Source organism: Actinocatenispora comari (assembly GCF_017312725.1).
In the GTDB taxonomy this organism is placed as follows: domain Bacteria; phylum Actinomycetota; class Actinomycetes; order Mycobacteriales; family Micromonosporaceae; genus Actinocatenispora; species Actinocatenispora comari.
This window is the reverse complement of record NZ_BOPO01000002.1, coordinates 38,148-55,332: the sequence shown is the minus strand read 5'-3', so window position 1 is coordinate 55,332 and position 17,185 is coordinate 38,148. Positions and strand designations below refer to the sequence as shown.

The 17,185-nt window shown below is 74.0% G+C and carries 18 protein-coding genes; 11 read left to right on the top strand and 7 right to left on the bottom strand.

Features of this window, described 5'->3' with window-relative positions; translation table 11 throughout:
* Positions 1–140 precede the first annotated feature (140 nt).
* Positions 141–2,090, top strand: a complete 1,950-nt coding sequence (locus NUM_RS00650) for an aconitate hydratase (protein ID WP_207122498.1) — start codon at positions 141–143, stop codon at positions 2,088–2,090.
* A gap of 57 nt (positions 2,091–2,147) precedes the next feature.
* Here the strand turns inward: NUM_RS00650 and NUM_RS00645 are convergent, their stop codons facing one another.
* On the bottom strand, positions 2,148–2,765 hold the full coding sequence (locus NUM_RS00645; protein ID WP_207122497.1) for a TetR/AcrR family transcriptional regulator: 618 nt from the start codon (positions 2,763–2,765) through the stop codon (positions 2,148–2,150).
* Between the two features lie 38 nt (positions 2,766–2,803).
* Between NUM_RS00645 and NUM_RS00640 the strand changes: the two genes are divergently transcribed.
* Positions 2,804–3,547, top strand: a complete 744-nt coding sequence (locus NUM_RS00640; protein ID WP_207122496.1) for a VC0807 family protein — start codon at positions 2,804–2,806, stop codon at positions 3,545–3,547.
* A 55-nt stretch (positions 3,548–3,602) separates the two neighbouring features.
* A complete protein-coding gene (locus NUM_RS00635; protein WP_207122495.1) occupies positions 3,603–4,025 on the top strand; it encodes a DoxX family protein in 423 nt (140 codons plus the stop codon).
* A gap of 55 nt (positions 4,026–4,080) precedes the next feature.
* Here NUM_RS00635 and NUM_RS00630 read toward each other — a convergent pair whose 3' ends face one another.
* Positions 4,081–4,806, bottom strand: a complete 726-nt coding sequence (locus NUM_RS00630; RefSeq protein WP_207122494.1) for an alpha/beta fold hydrolase — start codon at positions 4,804–4,806, stop codon at positions 4,081–4,083.
* Between the two features lie 32 nt (positions 4,807–4,838).
* Positions 4,839–5,585: an SDR family oxidoreductase gene (locus NUM_RS00625; RefSeq protein WP_207122493.1), complete on the bottom strand. Its 747-nt coding sequence runs from the start codon at positions 5,583–5,585 to the stop codon at positions 4,839–4,841.
* A 17-nt stretch (positions 5,586–5,602) separates the two neighbouring features.
* Here NUM_RS00625 and NUM_RS37875 point away from each other — a divergent pair, with 17 nt between their 5' ends.
* Entirely contained in the window at positions 5,603–6,190 is a 588-nt protein-coding gene (locus NUM_RS37875) for an FAD-binding protein (RefSeq protein ID WP_207122492.1), read from the top strand.
* Here the strand turns inward: NUM_RS37875 and NUM_RS00615 are convergent.
* Entirely contained in the window at positions 6,168–6,536 is a 369-nt protein-coding gene (locus tag NUM_RS00615; protein WP_207122491.1) for a VOC family protein, read from the bottom strand. The two genes, NUM_RS37875 and NUM_RS00615, sit on opposite strands and share 23 nt — an antisense overlap.
* 63 nt (positions 6,537–6,599) lie before the next feature.
* Here NUM_RS00615 and NUM_RS00610 point away from each other — a divergent pair, with 63 nt between their 5' ends.
* The 4 genes from NUM_RS00610 to NUM_RS00595 all read left to right on the top strand — a co-directional run bounded on the left by NUM_RS00610 (position 6,600) and on the right by NUM_RS00595 (position 9,987).
* Positions 6,600–7,049, top strand: coding sequence for a MarR family winged helix-turn-helix transcriptional regulator (locus NUM_RS00610; RefSeq protein WP_207122490.1), 450 nt, complete (start codon positions 6,600–6,602; stop codon positions 7,047–7,049).
* Between the two features lie 150 nt (positions 7,050–7,199).
* Positions 7,200–7,775 (top strand): ArsR/SmtB family transcription factor, encoded by a 576-nt coding sequence (locus tag NUM_RS00605; protein WP_207122489.1) that lies wholly within the window; start codon positions 7,200–7,202, stop codon positions 7,773–7,775.
* An 11-nt stretch (positions 7,776–7,786) separates the two neighbouring features.
* Complete coding sequence (locus NUM_RS00600) at positions 7,787–9,031, top strand: MFS transporter (RefSeq protein ID WP_225918236.1); 1,245 nt, start codon at positions 7,787–7,789, stop codon at positions 9,029–9,031.
* A 35-nt stretch (positions 9,032–9,066) separates the two neighbouring features.
* Positions 9,067–9,987, top strand: coding sequence for an alpha/beta fold hydrolase (locus NUM_RS00595; protein ID WP_207122488.1), 921 nt, complete (start codon positions 9,067–9,069; stop codon positions 9,985–9,987).
* A 15-nt stretch (positions 9,988–10,002) separates the two neighbouring features.
* On the opposite strand, the gene NUM_RS00590 is transcribed toward NUM_RS00595, so the two are convergent.
* A complete protein-coding gene (locus tag NUM_RS00590) occupies positions 10,003–10,635 on the bottom strand; it encodes a TetR/AcrR family transcriptional regulator (RefSeq protein ID WP_225918235.1) in 633 nt (210 codons plus the stop codon).
* 69 nt (positions 10,636–10,704) lie between these two features.
* On the opposite strand from NUM_RS00590, the gene NUM_RS00585 reads away from it, so the two are divergent.
* The 3 genes from NUM_RS00585 (at position 10,705) to NUM_RS00575 (ending at position 14,557) form a co-directional block, all read left to right on the top strand.
* The gene (locus NUM_RS00585; protein ID WP_207122487.1) at positions 10,705–11,880 is read left to right on the top strand and encodes a serine hydrolase domain-containing protein; all 1,176 of its coding nucleotides are present in this window, start codon (positions 10,705–10,707) and stop codon (positions 11,878–11,880) included.
* A 133-nt stretch (positions 11,881–12,013) separates the two neighbouring features.
* The gene (locus NUM_RS00580; protein ID WP_207122486.1) at positions 12,014–13,351 is read left to right on the top strand and encodes an aspartate aminotransferase family protein; all 1,338 of its coding nucleotides are present in this window, start codon (positions 12,014–12,016) and stop codon (positions 13,349–13,351) included.
* Positions 13,352–13,492: 141 nt separating this feature from the next.
* Positions 13,493–14,557, top strand: coding sequence for a potassium transporter TrkA (locus tag NUM_RS00575; protein WP_207122485.1), 1,065 nt, complete (start codon positions 13,493–13,495; stop codon positions 14,555–14,557).
* Positions 14,558–14,875: 318 nt separating this feature from the next.
* Here the strand turns inward: NUM_RS00575 and NUM_RS00570 are convergent, their stop codons facing one another.
* A complete protein-coding gene (locus tag NUM_RS00570) occupies positions 14,876–16,150 on the bottom strand; it encodes an ATP-grasp domain-containing protein (RefSeq protein ID WP_207122484.1) in 1,275 nt (424 codons plus the stop codon).
* Between the two features lie 442 nt (positions 16,151–16,592).
* Positions 16,593–17,153 carry a TetR/AcrR family transcriptional regulator gene (locus NUM_RS00565; RefSeq protein WP_207122483.1) on the bottom strand — a complete coding sequence of 187 codons (561 nt, stop codon included), beginning with the start codon at positions 17,151–17,153 and terminating at the stop codon, positions 16,593–16,595.
* Positions 17,154–17,185 lie beyond the last annotated feature (32 nt).

Below are 17,185 nucleotides of genomic sequence, written 5' to 3'. Positions count from 1 at the left end.
CGCCGGCCGGCGGTTCGTCCCGGCTCCGGGTTTCGGCCCGCCGGGACCGGGTACCCGCCCGGTGGGCCGGCCGCGCCGGGACCTGGACACCCGCCCGTACCGGTCGACGGCCGGGCCGAACGCGCTCGGGCGGAGGTGGCATGAGCGGAACCGTGGCGGAGAAGCTGATCGCCGACCACCTGGTCGACGGCGAGGCGACACCCGGTGCCGAGATCGGCATCCGGGTGGACCAGACGCTGACCCAGGACGCCACCGGCACCCTGGTGATGCAGGAGCTGGCGGCGCTGGGCCTGGACCGGGCCCGCACCGAGCGCAGCGTCCAGTACGTGGACCACAACCTGCTGCAGGCCGACGAGCGCAACGCCGAGGACCACGAGTTCCTGCGTACCGCGGCGCAGCGCTTCGGCCTGTGGTACTCCCGGCCCGGCAACGGCGTCTCGCACCCCACGCACATGCAGCGCTTCGGGATACCGGGCAAGACGCTCGCCGGCTCCGACTCGCACACCTGCGCGGCCGGGTCGCTCGGCATGCTCGCGATCGGCGTCGGCGGCCTGGACGTGGCGCGGGCGATCGCCGGTGAACCGCTGTACCTGCGCATGCCGCAGATCTGGGGCGTCGAGCTGACCGGTGAACTGCCGCCGTGGGTGTCGGCCAAGGACGTGATCCTGGAACTGCTGCGCCGGCACGGGGTCGCCGGCGGCGTGCACCGGATCATCGAGTACCACGGGCCCGGGCTGGCCGGGCTGACCGCGATGGACCGGCACGTCATGGCGAACATGGGCGCCGAGCTGGGCGCCACCACCACGGTGTTCCCGGCCGACGACGCGGTTCGGGAGTTCCTGCGCGCCGAGGACCGGGCGGACGACTTCGTCGCGATCGCGGCCGATCCCGATGCCCGGTACGACCTCGACGAGCAGCTCGATCTGTCCACTGTGGAACCGTTGGTGGCTCGGCCGTCCTCGCCCGGCGACGTGGTACCGGTGCGTGCGGCCGCCGGTACCCCGGTGGGGCAGGTGGTGCTGGGGTCGTCGGCCAACCCCGGGCTGCGCGACTACGCGGTGGCCGGTGCGATCGTGTCCGGCCGGCGCATCGCCGAGTCCGTCTCGTTCGACGTCAACCCGACCTCGCGGGAGATCCTCGTCGACCTGACCCGGATGGGAGTGGTCGCCCGGCTGATCCAGGCCGGCGCGCGGCTGCACCAGACGGGTTGCCTCGGCTGCATCGGGATGGGGCAGGCGCCCGCGGCCGGCACCAACTCGCTGCGCACCTTCCCGCGCAACTTCCCGGGCCGCTCCGGCACCCCCGACGACCAGGTATGGCTGTGCTCGCCGGAGACCGCCGCCGCGTCGGCGCTGACCGGCACCATCACCGATCCGCGCGAGCTGGCCGACCGGCTCGGGCTGGCCTACCCGGAGCTGCACCCGCCCGCACACGCCAGCGTCGACACCGGGATGGTCGTGGCACCGCCGCCGCGGGAGCAGGCGCTCGCGATCGAACCGGTGCGCGGCCCGAACATCTCCGAGCTGCCCGAGCTGGATCCGCTGCCGGACACCATCGAGGCGCCGGTACTGCTGGTGCTCGGCGACGACGTGTCCACCGACGAGGTGTCGCCGGCCGGCGCCGCGGCCCTGCCGTACCGGTCGAACATCCCGAAGCTGGCCGACTTCACCTTCACTCGGCTCGACCCGGACTACCCGAGCCGGGCCCGCGAGACCGGTACCCACCTCGTGGTGGCCGGCGCGAACTACGGCCAGGGCTCGTCCCGCGAGCATGCCGCGATCACCCCCCGGTACCTGGGGATGCGGGTGGTGCTGGCCCGCTCGTACGCGCGGATCCACGCGCAGAACCTGGCCAACTTCGGAGTGTTGGCGCTGGAGTTCGCCGAGCCGGACGACGCCGCCGGGATCCGGGTCGGTACCACCCTGCGGTTGACCGGGTTGCGCGATGCGCTGGCCGCCGGCGACCCGCTGACGGTGCACGACGTCGACGCCGACGCCGACTTCACGGTCCGGCACCGGCTCTCCGACCGGCAGGTCCGGATGGTCCTCGCCGGCGGACTGATCCCGTTGCTGCGCAACGAGTCCAGCTGAGCCGGGTCAGGTGGTGGCCCGGTCTCGTTGCTGCGCAACGAATCCGGTCGGGCCGGGTCAGCCGGCGGACCCGGTGGAGCGGCGCGCGGCGGCGGGGTCGTCGCCGAACCCGACGGCGAGCCGGTAGGCCATGTCGGCCAGCAGGAAGCGGATCTGCGCGCCGGGGACGACCTCGCCGAGCGCGAGCACCACCATGCCGTGCTGCATCGTCCAGAGCTCGGCCGCCCAGACCGGCGGCAGCGGGTCGTCGACGGCGTCGAACCGGCCGGCGTCGATGCACCGGCGCACCGTGTCGAGCAGCCGCTGGAACTGCGCGGCGCCCGGGTCCTCGGCGCCGGCCGGCGGGCGGTCGACGAACATCGCCCGGTACAGCTCGGGGCTGCGCAGGCCGAAGTCGAGGTAGGCCAGGGCGTCGGCGGTGAGGTCGGCGACCGGGTCGTCGGTGCGCTCGAGCGCGTCGAGCTCGGCGCCGAGCCGGGCGAAGCCGTCTCGCCGGACCGCCTGCCGCACCTGGTCCATGCTGCCGAAGTGGGTGTAGACGGCCATCGTCGAGGCGCCGACCTCGGCCGCGAGCCGGCGGGTGCTCAGCGCACCGGGCCCGTCGGCGGCGAGGATCCGGGCGGCCGCGTCGATCAGCGCGGTGCGGATGGCGGGGTCAGCGGATCGGGGGCTCACCGGTTGACCATACCATAACGCCGGTATATAACAGTGATATGAAACCACGACGGACCACCGCCACGCCGTCGCACGACCGCGCCGCCGGCGCCCGGTCGGTCGGCCCCTGGCTCGGCCAGCTCGTCGACGTCGCCCTCCCCGTCGCTGCCTACTACCTGCTGCGATCGTTCGGCCTCTCCGACTGGACGGCGCTGCTCGCCGGCACGGTGGCGGCCGGGCTGCGGCTGCTGGTGGTGGCGCTCCGATCGCGGCGGATCACCTGGTTCGGCACGCTGACGCTCGCCGTGTTCGGCGTCGGCCTCGCGCTGGCGTTCGTCGGCGGCGATCCGCGTTTCCTGCTGTGGAAGGACTCCGCGGCCACCGGCGCGGTCGGCGTGGTCTTCCTGGCCAGCGTCGCCGCCGGCCGCCCGCTGACGCTGTCGGCCGCGCAGACCTGGCGGCCCGGTCGGGCCGCGGCCCTGACCGCGGCGTACCGGGACGAGCCGGCGGTGCGGCGGGCCTTCCGGGGCAGCGCCGTCGGGTGGGGTGTCGGCCTGGTCGCCGACGCCGCGGTGCGGATCGCGGTCGCGTACCTGCTGCCGCTCGACGTCGCGGTCGGGCTCACCGCCGCGCTGCCGGTCGTGACCCTGGTCGGGATCGGCGGCTGGAACCTCGGGTACCTCACCCGGGCCGTTCGCCGCTCGCCCCGGCTCGCCGCGTTCCTGCCCGGCGCCCGTGCCGCGGTTCGGCGGCCCCGGGACGAGATCGCGCCCGACCACCGCACCGGAACCGTCCCGTGTTGAGCCGTCGCAGCCGGCGCGCGGGATGCCAGCACGACCGAGAAGAGGGGAAACCGTGATGAGCCAGACGACCGCGCCGCGCGCCGAGGTGTCCCGCGCCGGCAACCGCATCCTGTGGGTGCTGCAGGTGGTGACCGCACTCGGCTTCGCCGGCGCGGCGGTACAGAAGCTCACCGGTGCGGAGCAGGTGATGGCCACGTTCCAGGCGATCGGGCTGGGCAGCTGGTTCCGCTACCTGCTCGCGGTGCTCGAACTGCTCGGTGCCGCCGCGCTGTGCGTACCGCGGCTGGCCGGGTTGGCCGGGTTGGCGTTCACCGCGCTCGCGGTGGGCGCGGTGGCCACCCAGCTCGGCACCGGCGGCAGCCCGGTACCGGCACTGGTGTTGCTGGTGACCTCGGCGGTGATCGCCTGGGGCCGCCGGCCGAGTACCCGCCGGTTGTGGCGCGACGTGCGCCGGCGCCCCGCCGCCGACCCCGGGTGAGGAGGAACGGCCGCCGCCCCTGTGCTTCGCTGGGCGGCGGCCGTGGCCCGGGACGTCAGGCCCGGTCGGACACCGCGGCGAGCGCCTCGACGATCGTCTCGGTCACCGCGCCGGCCGCCCCGACGCTGATGGCGTGCGAGGCGCCGGCGACCTCGCGGGTGCCCTTCGACCCGGCGCGTTCGGCGAAGAACCGCAGCAGCGCCGGCGGGATGTTCAGGTCCCGGTCGCCGAAGACGAACCAGGACGGCAGCTGCCGCCACGCCGGCGTCTCGGTGGGCAGCGGCTCGGTCAGCGCGGCCTGGGTGACCGGCCGCTGGGTCACCGCCATCAGTTCCGCCTCGTCCGCCGAGGCGTCCGCGACGAACTGGTGGTGGAACAGCTCCGGCCGGATCCGGAACTCGGTGCCACCGCCCGGTACCGGCGAGGGCACGAGCGCGTCGCCGAGCGTGCTGCCCGGGAACCTCGCCGACAGTTCGAGCGCGTTCTCGCCGTGGTCCGGGGTGAACGCGGAGGCGTAGACGAGCCCGGTCACCTGGTCGTTGTCGGCGCCGGCCTCGGTGATCACCATCCCGCCGTACGAGTGGCCGACCAGCAGCACGGGGCGGCCGAGGCCGGTGACGACGTCGCGCAGGTAGGCGGCGTCGTCGGTGACGCTGCGCAGCGGGTTGGCCGCCGCGACGACGTCCACCGACCGTGCGTGCAGCTGCGCGATCACCGGGTTCCAGCTCGCCGACTCGGCGAACGCGCCGTGCACCAGCACGACGGTGGGTTGGTCCGACATGACGTCTCTCCTTGCTGGTACCGGGTTTCGGGTCACTTCTGCTGCGCGGCCCACTGGGCGTACGTGACGGCGCCGAGCTGGGCGTCGTCGCCCGGCACCAGGCTCCGCTCGGTGACCTGGACGCCGAAGTACGGTGCCTGCTCGTCGGCGACGACCGGGCGCGGGTCGCCCCTGTCGGCCAGCGCGGTACGCACCATCTCGTCCAGCCGGAACTGCTCCGGCCCGGCGATCTCGCGGACCGCGTTCAGCGGCGCACCGGCCGCGGTGCGGGCGACGCCGGCGGCCACGTCGTCGGCGGCCATCGGCTGGAACAGCACCGGCGGGAGGTGCACCTCCCCGTCGACGGTACTGAAGTCCGAGATGGAACGGACGAACTCGAAGAACTGGGTGGCGTGCACGATCGAGTACGGCCGGCCGGACGCGGCGATCATGTCCTCCTGCGCCTGCTTCGCCCGGAAGTAGCCGGAGTCCAGCAGCCGGTCGGTACCCACCACCGAGAGCGCGACGTAGTGCCCGACGTTCGCCTTCGCCGACTGTTCCAGCAGGTTCGTGGTGGCGGTCCGGAAGAACTCCATCGCCGGCTCGTCGTCGAACGACGGCGAGTTCGACACGTCCACCAGGACGTCGGCGCCGTCCAACGCGTCGGCGAGGCCCTCGCCGGTCAGGGTGTCGACGCCCGTGCTCGGGGCGGCGGCGACCGCCTCGTGGCCGTGCTCACCGAGCTTGGTGACCACCTTCGAGCCGATCAGCCCGGTACCACCGATCACAACGACCTTCACGATGTTCCCTCTTCTCCGTGGTTGTTTCCGTCGCGGCCGTGCGACGGTTCCTCGTCAGGGGAGACAGTGCGGCGGCGCGCTTTGTGACAGCGGCGAGCTCCGGACGGTACGACCCGAGGGCGGGCGCGGTGCGGTTCGGCGAGCAGCACCTCGCCACCGCGGTACTCGTGATCGGTACCGGCGGGTCCGGCCTGCGCGCGGCGATCCGATCGGCCGAGCGCGGCGTCGACGTCCGGCTGGTGGGTGAACGTCCCGGTTCCGGCGCGCGCTCCACGCTCGCCGCGGGCGGCATCGACGCCGCCCTCGGCACGGTGGATCCGGCCGACTCATGGCAGCAGCATGCCGCGGACCGGCTGACGGAGGGCTGCTTTCTCGGAATCCCCGCAGCGTGTGGATCGTCACCGAGAACGCGCCCGCGGGGGTCGCCGACCTGGAACGACGGGCTCGCGTGGCGGACGGGCGGATCTCGCCACGGTTCTTGCTGGCCGCCTGCACCGCCGCGGCCCGGACCGGTGCGAGGGCCGGGCCGCTGGCGGTGTTCGCGCGGCGTGGCGCCGGCTCCAGCGTGGTGCTCGTGCGGCGTCAGGCGCGATCGTGCAGCGTGACGTGGTAGCCGTCGGGGTCGGCGAAGGTGAACGTCCGCCCGAAGGGGCCGTCGATCGGCGCGGCGACGATCGGGTGCCCGTCGGCGGCGAGAGCGTCGTGGATGGCCTGGACGTCGGTGGCGTGCAGCCAGATCGCGGTGCCGATGCCGGGCCGCGGCGCGGCATCGAGATCGGTGCCGGGAACGACGTCGCGCAGCGCGAAGGCGATCGGTTTGGTGTCGAACACGACGGCGTGCGCGGGTCCGGCCGGCGAGCGGACGAGGCCGAGGTAGCGCTCGTAGAACGCCTGCGAGGCGCCGAGGTCGCTGACCTGGAGCGAGATGAAGTCGGGACCGGTGACGGGCATGCTGGTACTCCTCTATCTCGTGTCAGTCTTCTGACATGAAGCAATGTATGTCAGAATGCTGACATGAGTCAAGACGGCACCGGCGTCGACCTGGACAGATCACTGGGCTACCTGCTGAAGGAGGCGTCGAGCGCGCTCCGGATCGCGATGGAGGAGGTGCTGCGACCGCTCGGGATGAGCGTGACCCACTACTCCTGCCTCGAACTGCTCGCGCAGCGGCCCGGTCTGTCGAACTCCGAGCTCGCGCGGGGCGCGTTCGTCACCCGGCAGTCGATGAACGTGCTGCTCCAGGCGCTGGAACGGGACGGCTACGTGACCAGGCCCGCGGCGGCGCCGGTGGGCAAGGCGCTGCCTGCCCGGCTGACGCCACGGGGCCGGCGGAGCCTGGCGAAGGCCAGTGCCGCGGTCCGGTCCGTCGAGGTCAGGATGCTCGCCGGGATGACCGAGGCCGACCGGTCGGAGGCGTTCCGGCTGCTGCGAAGCATGGTCCACTCGCTGCGCGACGGCTCCTAGCCGGTCCCCGGCGCGCACCGTCGCCCGCTGCCGGGGCGGGCCGGCGGAATCCGGGCAGGTACCCACGGAACGGACTCGGCCGGTTCGCGCACCGGTTGACAGCCCTGCTTTGAGAGAACACTATCGATACAGTTCTCTCAAAGGAGCGGCATGGCGAACAGGCTCGGCGACGTCGAACTCGACGCCCGCGGGATGCGCGCACTCGCGCACCCGGTGCGGCTGGCGATCCTGCGCACGCTGCGGGAACGCGGCCCCTCCACCGCGACCCGGCTGGCGCCACTGGTCGGTGCCAGCCCGTCGGTGACCAGCTGGCACCTGCGGCACCTGGCCGAACACGGGCTGGTCGAGGACGCGCCGCACGACGGTGGCGGCCGCAGCCGGTGGTGGCGCGCGGTCGGCCGCGGCTTCCGGTACCAGGTCGACCCGGCCGACCCGGAGGCGGCGAGCCGGCTGTTCGACGTGCTGGAGGCCACCGAGGGCGACCTGGTCGGGCGCTGGCGCGAGCAGGTGCGCCCGCACCTGGACGCCGACTGGATGTCGGCCGCCAGCCGCCGCAACACCGGCCTGCTGGCCACCGCCGAGGAACTGCGCGCCCTCGACGACGCGATCGAGCAGCTGCTGCTGCCGCTGGCCCGGCGCGACCCCGCGGAGGCGCCGCCGGACGCGCGCAAGACCAGGCTGCTGCTGTACCTGCTGCCCTCCGCCGATCCCGGCGGCGAGCGGTGAGCCCACCCGCCGTGGCGACCGTCGAGGCGGGGCCGATCCGCCGCAACGGGCGGTTCCTGCGCTACTGGGTCGGGCACGCCACGTCCATGTTCGGCGACCAGATCTCCGCGCTGGCGATGCCGTACCTCGCGGCGACCACGCTGCACGCGGGCTCCGGGCAACTCGGTGTGCTGACCGCGGTGCTCTGGGCCCCGCAGCTGCTGTCGCTGCTGGTGGGTACCGGGGTGGACCGGCTGCGCCGGGTGCGCCGCCCGCTGATCGTGGCGAACGTGGCGCAGTGCCTGACCGTCGCGGCGGTACCGGTCGCCGCGGCGTTCGGCCTGCTATCGATGCCGCTGCTGTACGGGGTGGGGCTGGTGCTGGGTGCCGGCGCGGTCCTGTACGGCACCTCGCACCAGCGGTTCTTCGTCCGGGTGGTGCCGCGCAGCCAGTACGTCACCGCGAACTCGCTGCTGTCCACCACGAACTCGGCCGCGAACATCGCCGGTCCGGCGCTCGGCGGCGCGCTGGTCCAGCTGCTGACCGCGCCGTTCGCGATGCTCGCCGACGCGGTGACGTTCCTGGTCTCGGCGGTCGCGATCGGTACCGTGCCGGTCGCGGACGCCGGCGCCGGCGCCGCCGACTCCGAGCCGTACCTGCGGCGGCTGCGCGCCGGCGTGCGCTACCTGCGACGCCATCCGTACCTGCGGGCCAGCCTCGGCTGCTCGACCACGATGAACTTCGCCGCGTTCGTGGTGCAGGCGCTGCTGGTGCTGTACGCGACCCGCGGGCTGCACCTGGGCGCCGGGCCGATCGGCGGCGCGCTCGCCGTCGGCGCGATCGGCGGACTGCTCGGCGCGCTGGTGTCCGGCCGGATCGCCGCGCTGCTGGGCACCGGACGCACCATCGGGCTGGGTGCCGTGCTCTACTGCCTGCCGTTCGCCGGCCTGGCGCTGGCCAGCCCCGGCCTGCCCGGCCTGCTGGTACTGGCCGGCGTCGAGGCGGTGTCGAGCTTCGGGGTGATGCTGTTCGACGTCAACAACAACGCGGTACGCACCACCGTCACCCGCGACGACATGCGGGCCCGGGTCGCCGGCGCGTACTCGACCGTCAACTACGGCATCCGGCCGGTCGGTGCGCTGGTCGGCGGTGTCGCCGCCGCACGGCTCGGCCTGACCCCGGTCCTGGTCGGCGCCGGCCTGCTCGGCGCGCTGTCGGTGCTCTGGCTGTTGGCCAGCCCGTTCGTACGCCTGCGCGCGCTGGCCGAGCTGGACTGATCGCGAACCGGCCGGCGATCGGGTACACCAGTGGCATGGTCGTTCCCACCGAGGTCGTCGCGCCGGTCCGGATCGAGGTACGCGAGGGGCACCGGCTCGCCGTGCGCCGCCGCGGCGCGGGCGGGGTGCCGTTGCTGCTGGTGCACGGCTTTCCGTGCACCAGCCGGATCTGGTCGCACAACCTGCTGCCGCTGGCGGCCGCCGGGTTCGACGTGGTGGCGCCGGATCTGCGCGGCTACGGCGACTCGGACTTCGCGCCCGACGGCTGGTACGACTTCGCCGCGTTCGACGCCGACCTCACCGCCCTGTTCGACCGGCTCGGCTGGCGCTCGGCGGTGGTCGCCGGGCATGACCTGGGCGCGATGGTCGCCATCGACCTGGCCAACCGGTACCCGGACCGGGTCGATCGGCTGGTGATCCTGGACGACTCGATGCCCGACCTGCCGGAGGCGTACGCCGCGGCCGGGATCCCGCCGAGCCCGCCGAAGCCGGCCGTGTACGACTACCAGCGCCGGCAGGGGCACCACGCGGACGAGCTCGTCGCCGAGCTGAACACACCGGAGCGGCGCCGCCGGTACGTCGGGGAGTTCTACGGCCATCGGCTCTGGTGCCCGCCGGACGCGTTCGACGAGGCGGACCTGGCGTTCCTGACCGAGCCGTACGCCGACGCGGCCCGGCTGCGCGCCGCGTTCGCCGACTACGAGGTGCTGGCGGGCACGCGGCCGGTGTCCGCGCCGGAGCTGATCGACCGGCCGGTACGGCAGCCGGCCCTGGTGCTGATCGGCGCGGACCAGGTGACCCGGGGCGAGCACGCCGAGCAGCGGTGCGCGATCGCGTTCCCCGAGGCGGTCGGGCCGTTCTGGGTCAACGGGGCCGGCCACTTCCTGCCGTGGGAGCGCGCCGAACTGGTCAACCGGTCCATCCGCTCGTTCTGCGGCGATCTGCTGCACCGCTGAACGGGCGTACCGCCCTCACTCCGGCGCGGCGAAGAAGCGGCGGACCATGGCGACCAGCGCGTCGACGTCGGTGTCGGACATCGGTTCGCCGGTCATGCCCAGCCGGTGCAGCAGGGTGCCGACGACGGTGTCGATGAGGAACAGCACGCGCTGCTCGGGCTCGCCGAGCGCCTCCTGCAGGGCCTGCCGGTACGGGTCCTGGAAGCGGCTGGCGAGGAGCTCGCGCAGCGCGGGGTCGCTCACCGCGTCACTGAACACGCCGGCGAACGCGTCGCCGACACCCGGTTGGCCGATCCTGCCGGCGATCCAGCGGATGCCGGACTCGATCAGCGCACCCCGCTCGGCGGAACCGAGATCCGTGCCCGACTCGGTGTTGCCCCCGGCGGTGCCGGTCGCGGTGCCCGGGTCGGTGGCGCCCAGCGGTGCCGGGCCGAACGCGTCGAGCAGGCAGTCGACGATCAGCGCGCCCTTGGTCGGCCAGCGCCGGTAGACGGTGGTCTTGGCGATGCCGGCGGCGGCGGCGATGCGCTCGACGGTGGCGCGGGCGTAGCCGACGTCGTGCACCGTGCGCAGGGTCGCGGCGTACACCGCCTGGTTGACGCCGGCGCGGGGTCGGCCTGGTGATCGACGGGCTGTGGTCGGCGTCATGGCTGCACCCTACCTCGAGTTGCGCTACCTTAGGTATCGAAACTCGAAGTAGCGAAATCAGGGGGAGAGATGACCGAGCAGACGGCGCCGCGGGTGCGCTCCGGCAACGACGCGGCGACGATGGGCGCCACGCTGCAGGCCGCCCTGGACGAGGTGCATCGCGCCGGCATGCCCGGCGTGTTCGCCGAGGTACGTGACGGCGACCAGGTGTGGCGTGGCGCCGCCGGCGTCGCCGACCTCGACACCGGCCGCCCGGCCAGCCCCGACCTGCGGCACCGGGTCGGCAGCATCACCAAGACCTTCACCGCCGCCGCGGTGCTCCAGCAGGTCGAGCAGGGCCAGCTCGGCCTGGACACGCCGATCGGCCACTACCTGCCCCGGCTCGTGCCGGGCGCCCGCGGCGAGGCGATCACGGTGCGGATGCTGCTCGGCCACACCAGCGGCCTGCGCGACTACCTGCCGTACGCGTACCCGTCGCTGCGGGCGTTCCCGGCGATCGGCGAGACGAGCCCGGCCAGCCTGGACGAGCACCGGTTCACCCGGTTCGATCCGGTCGAGCTGATCGGGATGGGTGTGGCGGCGCCGCCGGTGGGCGCGCCGGGCGGCTCGCCCGGCGTGTACTCGAACACCAACTACCTGCTGCTGTGCGAGCTGCTCGGGCACGTCACCGGCACCAGCGCCGAGCGCTACATCACCGAGCAGGTGATCGAGCGTGCCGGGCTGCGCGACACCGTACTGCCGGCCGGCACCGGCATCGACGGGCCGCACTCGAGGCTCTACGAGTCCTGGTTCGGCATGATCGACCCGCCCCGCGACTACAGCGTGTTCGACATGTCGTGGGTCGGCCCGGCCGCGTCGCTGATCGCCACCATGGCCGACCTGAACCGGTTCTTCGGTCTGCTGCTGGCCGGTGCGATCGTCGCCCCGTCGTCGCTGGCGCAGATGCAGCGCACCGGCCCGGTGATCTCCTTCGAGGGCAGGACGATCCGGTACGGGCTGGGCCTGCACCGGGTCGAGGTGCCCGGGCACGGCACGTTCTGGGGCCACGACGGTTCGGTCTGGGGCGGCGGGGCGATCTCGCTGACCCGAGCCGACGGTGGCCGGCAACTGTCGATCGCGGTCAACCTGATGCGCCCCAACCGACTCGACGCCGCCGGCCGCCCGCGGCACCATCCGCTCGACGACGCGCTGCCCGCCCTGTACCGCGCGGCGATGACCGGCGCACCGGCACCGGCCGCGCGCTGACGGGGCGCCGTCGTACGCCGGGAAGCGTTGCGGGTCCGACGATTGCCCTGTTTCGGGCCGTTCCGAGGTCACGGGGCTGCCCGCGGTGGCGCAGGTCGTTACCGTGGGGGCACCGTCGAGCCGGGGAGGGCGCATGGTGGACCGGACCAGCCGCGAGATCGATCGCCGACACGTGTTCTATCCGTGGGCCGCGCAGGCGCGGATCGAGCCGGTCGTGGTGACCGGCGGTGCCGGCGCCCGGTTCACCGACGACACCGGCGCCAGCTACCTGGACTTCGCCTCGCAGCTGGTGCACGCCAACCTCGGCCTGCAGCATCCGCGCCTGGTGGCCGCGATCCACCGGCAGGCCGACCGGCTGTGCACGGTGTCGCCCAACCACGCCACCGACGTTAAGGCCGAGGCGGCCCGGCTGATCGCCACGCACGCCCCGGGTGAGCTGGACACCGTCTTCTTCACCACCGGCGGCGCCGAGGCGGTGGAGAACGCGATCCGGCTGGCCCGGCTGCACAGCGGGCGGCACAAGATCCTCGCCGCGTACCGCTCGTACCACGGGGCGACCGCCGGCGCGGTCACCGCCACCGGCGAGCCGCGGCGCTGGGCCAGCGAGCCCGGCATCCCCGGCGTGGTGCACTTCTTCGGGCCCTACCTCTACCGCTCGGCGTTCCATGCCACCACCGAGGCGGAGGAGCGGGACCGGGCGCTGGAGCACCTGGAGCAGGTGATCTGCTTCGAGGGGCCGGACCAGGTGGCGGCCATCCTGCTGGAGCCGGTGGTCGGTACCAACGGCGTGCTGGTCCCGCCGGACGGCTACCTGGCCGGCGTCCGGGAGCTGTGCGACCGGTACGGGATCCTGCTGGTCGCCGACGAGGTGATGGTCGGGTTCGGTCGGGTCGGGGAGTGGTTCGCGGTCGACGCCTGGAACGTCGTGCCCGACCTGCTGACCTTCGCCAAGGGCGTCAACTCCGGCTACGTGCCGCTCGGCGGGGTGGTGCTGTCCCCGGCGATCGCGGCGAGTTTCGCCGACCACGCGTACCCGGGCGGCCTGACGTACTCGGGGCATCCGCTGGCGTGCGCGGTGGCCGCCGAGTCGGTGCGGGTGTTCGAGGACGACGACATCCCGGCCCGGGCCCGCCGGCTGGGCGAGACCGTGGTGGCGCCGGCGCTGGCGAAGATCGCCGCGGCGCACCCGTCGGTCGGCGAGGTTCGCGGGCGCGGCCTGTTCTGGGCGATCGAGCTGGTCGCCGATCGGGACAGCCGGCGGATGCTGGTGCCGTACAACGCATCCGGGCCGGCCGCGGAGCCGATGTCGCGGGTGCTCGCGGCCTGCAAGCGGCGCGGGGTCTGGCCGTTCACCCACTTCAACCGGCTGCAGCTGGCCCCGCCGCTGATCATCGACGAGGCCGACCTGGCGGAGGGGCTGGCCGCGGTCGACGAGGCACTGGCCGTGGCCGACGAGTACGTGACCGGATGACCGCGCTGTTCGTCATGACCGCGTTGCTCGTCGCGGCGGCGGAATGACCGACGACGTGCCCGACGACGTGCTCGACGGCGTGTCCGACGGCGTGTCCGACGACTTGCCCGATGGCGTGTCCGACGATGCGGAGGAGACCGGGTGACCGACACGCTGGTGATCCTCGGTACCGGTTCGCTGGCGGGTTCGGTGTGCGGCTCGATCGCCGTGCTCGCACCGGAACCGCTGCGGCTGGTGCTGGTCGGCCGCGACCCGGACCGGGCCGCCCGGCTGGGCTACCTGACCGCCACCCGCGCGCGGCTCGCGGGCCGACCGGTGACCGTGCAGGTCGAGGTCGGTGACGCCACCGACCGGGCGACGCTGGACCGGCTGGCCACCCGGTACCGGCCGGTCGGCGTCGCCTCGATCACCTCGCCGCAGTCGCCGTGGGAGCCGCAGCGGGCCCGGTCGGCCTGGACGGATCTGCTGGCGGACGCCGGCTTCGCACTCACCGTACCGTTCCAGGCGGTGGTCGCCGCGCGGGTCGCCGAGGCGCTCGCCGAGCACGGCGGCTGGCTGGTCAACGCGAGCCTGCCCGATGCGGTCAATCCGCTGCTCGCCGCCCGTGGCACCGCGCCGCTGTGCGGGGTCGGGAACGTCGGCATCCTCGCCGCCTCGCTGGCCGCGACGCTGCCCGCCGGCGGGCCGCTGCGCGTGGTCGGGCACCACTGGCACCTGCACGCGCCGGACGACCCCACCGCCGAGGCACGGGCCTTCGTTGGTACCGAACGGATCCCGGACGTGTCGGCCCGGCTCGCCGGGCAGCGTGGCACCCCCCGGGAGATGCTCAACGAGGTCACCGGGCTCGCCTCGGCCCGGGTACTGCTGGGCCTGCTCGGTGCCACCGAGTCGACGGCGAGCGTGCCCGGCCCGCTGGGCCTGCCCGGGGGCTATCCGGTACGGCTGGGCCGCGGCACCGTCGCCCTCGACCTGCCGCCGGCCCTCGACCGGGCCGGGGCCGTCGCCCTCAACGAGGACTGGAGCCGCCGCGACGGCGTCTGGGTCGACGGATCCCAGGTGGTGTACGGCCAGCGCGTCGCCGCCGCGCTCGCCGGCCACGCTCCGGATCTCGCCGCCGGTTTCCCGGCCGCCGCCCTCGACGACGCGCACACCGCGCTGTCCGCCCTGCGCGCCGCTCTTCGCGCCCGACCACCCCGGCCCGAGTGATCCCCGAACGCTTGCCGTTCGACCGGCCGGCGTGGCAACGAGGCGACGCGGGAGGGTGGCGGAACGACACCGGCGGGCGCGCCTCGCCGCCCGCGGCTGGCCGGCCGACCAGATGGACGGCGCCGTCCGGGATGCGCGGGAACGTCGGCTCGCGGTACGACGGGAGTTCGCGAGCGACGGCGCTGCCGTCGCGACCGCGGCCGCCGTGGCGCGCTGGCTCCTCGACGACGTCGATGGCGCTCGCTGGTGGGGCGCGGCGGGCGCTGCCATAGGTGTGCGGCCGTGAGCGCGGGTCCCGGGGCGCCCACGGCCGGGGCGTCACGGCTCGACGACGAGGTGCACGGTGTCGGCGAGTTCCTGGTACGTCTGGGCCAGCTCGTCGCGCGTCTCCAGCCCGGCGACCAGGAAGTTGATCGGGAACGTCTCGTAGCTGTGGTCGAGGTGTTCGCCGATGGCGGTGGCGACCACGGTGCTGATCACGTCCGGGTGGATGCGTGCCTCGTCCAGCCCCTCGATCGCCACCAGCCGACCGGACTCGCGGCCGAAGACGGTGAGGGTGGCGAGCGGTGGCGGCAGCGTGGGCGCCGATCGCTGCGGCCGCGGCCCACCGGTGGCGAGCGCGATCAGCTCGGCCCGCGGGTCGACGCCGGTCGCCACCGCGGTCAGCGGGCCGATCAGCTGGCCGCCGCCACGACCGGCGTTGACCTCGACCACGGTCGGCCCGAGCCGCGGATCGTCGTACAGCTCGACGTGCGCCAGGGTGCGGTCGAGCCCGAGGGCCCGCGCCGCGGCGACCGCCGTGTCGGCCAGCGCGGTGACCCGGTCGGCGGCCAGTTCCAGTGGCGGCCAACAGAACCCGCACTCGAAGTGGTCGCCGTCGACCAGGAACTTGTCCAGCACCAGCACCGGTTCCGGCTCGCCGTCGCGCAGCACCAGCTCGACGCTGTACTCCCGACCGGTCAGCATCGACTCGACCAGGAACACCCGGGTCGGATCCAGCCGCGTCTCGGTGTCCGGGTCGACCAGCTTCTGGTCGTACATGCCGCCCAGCGCGCCGGGTGCGGCCGCGGCGAGCTCCCGGTACGCGGCGGCCAGGCCGGCGACGTCCGAGACCCGGCGCACCAGGTTGCTGCCGCTGCCGTTGACCGGCTTCAGCACCGCGGGCAACCCGACCTGTTCGGCCACCGCGGCCGCGGCCTCGGCGGAGTCCAGCAGCGCGAAGCGCGGGCCGGTGAGACCCGCGGCGGCCAGGGCGCGCCGCGCCGCGTACTTGTGCCGCGCGCGGGCCAGCGCGGCGGGTGGCGCGGCCGGCAGGCCGAGCAGCGTGGCCGCGGCCGCCGCGGCGACGATCGTGCCGTCGTGTACCGACAGGACGGCGGCCGGTGTACCGCCGCACAGCGCGGTCGCGGCGTCGGCGACCGCCTGCGGATCGGTCGGATCGTCGATCTGGGACAACTTGTCGAGCTGTGGCCGCAACCGCGTCACCACGTCGGGCGCCGCGGCCCGCCCCAGCACCGCCATCGGCGCCAGTCCCGCGTCGCGTACCGCCTCCGGCAGCATCGAGATTCCGGGACCGTGACTGGAAACCAGCACCACACCTCGCGTCCGCGAGGACGAGAAACCCTCCATCGGGCAGCCTCCGATCGCCGCGGAGGTCGGGACCGGAAGGCAGATCGGTGCGAGCGCCTTTCCGTCGCGGCCTCCTGGGGTTGAGCACACGTGTCGGACCGCGCTGTTCGTCGCATCGTCCGTCGGTCCCGATCCGCTGCGCACGCACGGCACCGACGGCACCAGGTGTGCGTCGTTTCGCGGTCGCCCACCCACTCGCGTTCCGCGCGAGTGGGAGACCTTCCGTCACGCTAGGGGCTGCGCCGCCGGGGAATCCCCGGAAGACGAGCCCGCCGGACCGCGGTGGCTCGATGCGCCGTGTTCGTCAACAGGTGCGGACGCCGACACGGTATGCCGGCACCGCAACCCGCCCGGAGCTCGACAGGCCGCCGGGCGGGGCGGTGCGGTGCGGTGCGGTGGGCGGGCCTCAGTTGCCGCCGAGGGTGCGTACCTCGTCCGCTGCCCGGACGATCAGGTCGGCCAGGTCGTGCCGGGGGCTCCCGGACCAGGAACGGTTGGCGCGCTCGAAGACCGCCATGCCGACCTGCGCGGTCAGGCGTGCGGTCGGGCGAGAGATCCCGCGCTCGGCGAGCGCGTCGGTCAGCGCGTCGACGAGGCCCGCGGTCTTGGCGTGGGCGCGTTCCTGCAGGGCAGGGGTCACGGCGATCACCTCGGCCCGCTGCCGCGCCACCGTGCGGTTGGCCACGATCAGCGGTACGGCGGCGGTGAATGCCCGGACGACCAGGTGCAGCGGCGCCAGCCCGTCCGGCGCGGCGGCGATGGCGTCGACGAGGATCGCGCGCAGCTCGGCCTCGCCGTCGAAGAGCACCTCACGCTTGTCGGCGAAGTGGCGAAAGTAGGTGCGCTCGGTCACACCGGCCCGCGCGGCGATCTGCGCGGTGGTGGTCTCGTCGTAGCCGTGCTCGCGGTACAGATCGAGGGCCGCCGCGCGCAGCCGGGCGCGCGCCGGCGATCCGTCTCTGGGCATGCGCCCATCGTACGTAGTGTCGGTCACTGACG

Coding starts and splice junctions, on each gene's coding strand:
- NUM_RS00640 (WP_207122496.1), top strand. CDS start 2,804: ATGAAACCACGACGGACCACCGCCACGCCGTCGCACGACCGCGCCGCC.
- NUM_RS00650 (WP_207122498.1), top strand. CDS start 141: ATGAGCGGAACCGTGGCGGAGAAGCTGATCGCCGACCACCTGGTCGAC.
- NUM_RS00595 (WP_207122488.1), top strand. CDS start 9,067: ATGGTCGTTCCCACCGAGGTCGTCGCGCCGGTCCGGATCGAGGTACGC.
- NUM_RS00585 (WP_207122487.1), top strand. CDS start 10,705: ATGACCGAGCAGACGGCGCCGCGGGTGCGCTCCGGCAACGACGCGGCG.
- NUM_RS00590 (WP_225918235.1), bottom strand. CDS start 10,635: ATGACGCCGACCACAGCCCGTCGATCACCAGGCCGACCCCGCGCCGGC.
- NUM_RS00610 (WP_207122490.1), top strand. CDS start 6,600: ATGAGTCAAGACGGCACCGGCGTCGACCTGGACAGATCACTGGGCTAC.
- NUM_RS00565 (WP_207122483.1), bottom strand. CDS start 17,153: ATGCCCAGAGACGGATCGCCGGCGCGCGCCCGGCTGCGCGCGGCGGCC.
- NUM_RS00630 (WP_207122494.1), bottom strand. CDS start 4,806: ATGTCGGACCAACCCACCGTCGTGCTGGTGCACGGCGCGTTCGCCGAG.
- NUM_RS00605 (WP_207122489.1), top strand. CDS start 7,200: ATGGCGAACAGGCTCGGCGACGTCGAACTCGACGCCCGCGGGATGCGC.
- NUM_RS00580 (WP_207122486.1), top strand. CDS start 12,014: ATGGTGGACCGGACCAGCCGCGAGATCGATCGCCGACACGTGTTCTAT.
- NUM_RS00615 (WP_207122491.1), bottom strand. CDS start 6,536: ATGCCCGTCACCGGTCCCGACTTCATCTCGCTCCAGGTCAGCGACCTC.
- NUM_RS00635 (WP_207122495.1), top strand. CDS start 3,603: ATGAGCCAGACGACCGCGCCGCGCGCCGAGGTGTCCCGCGCCGGCAAC.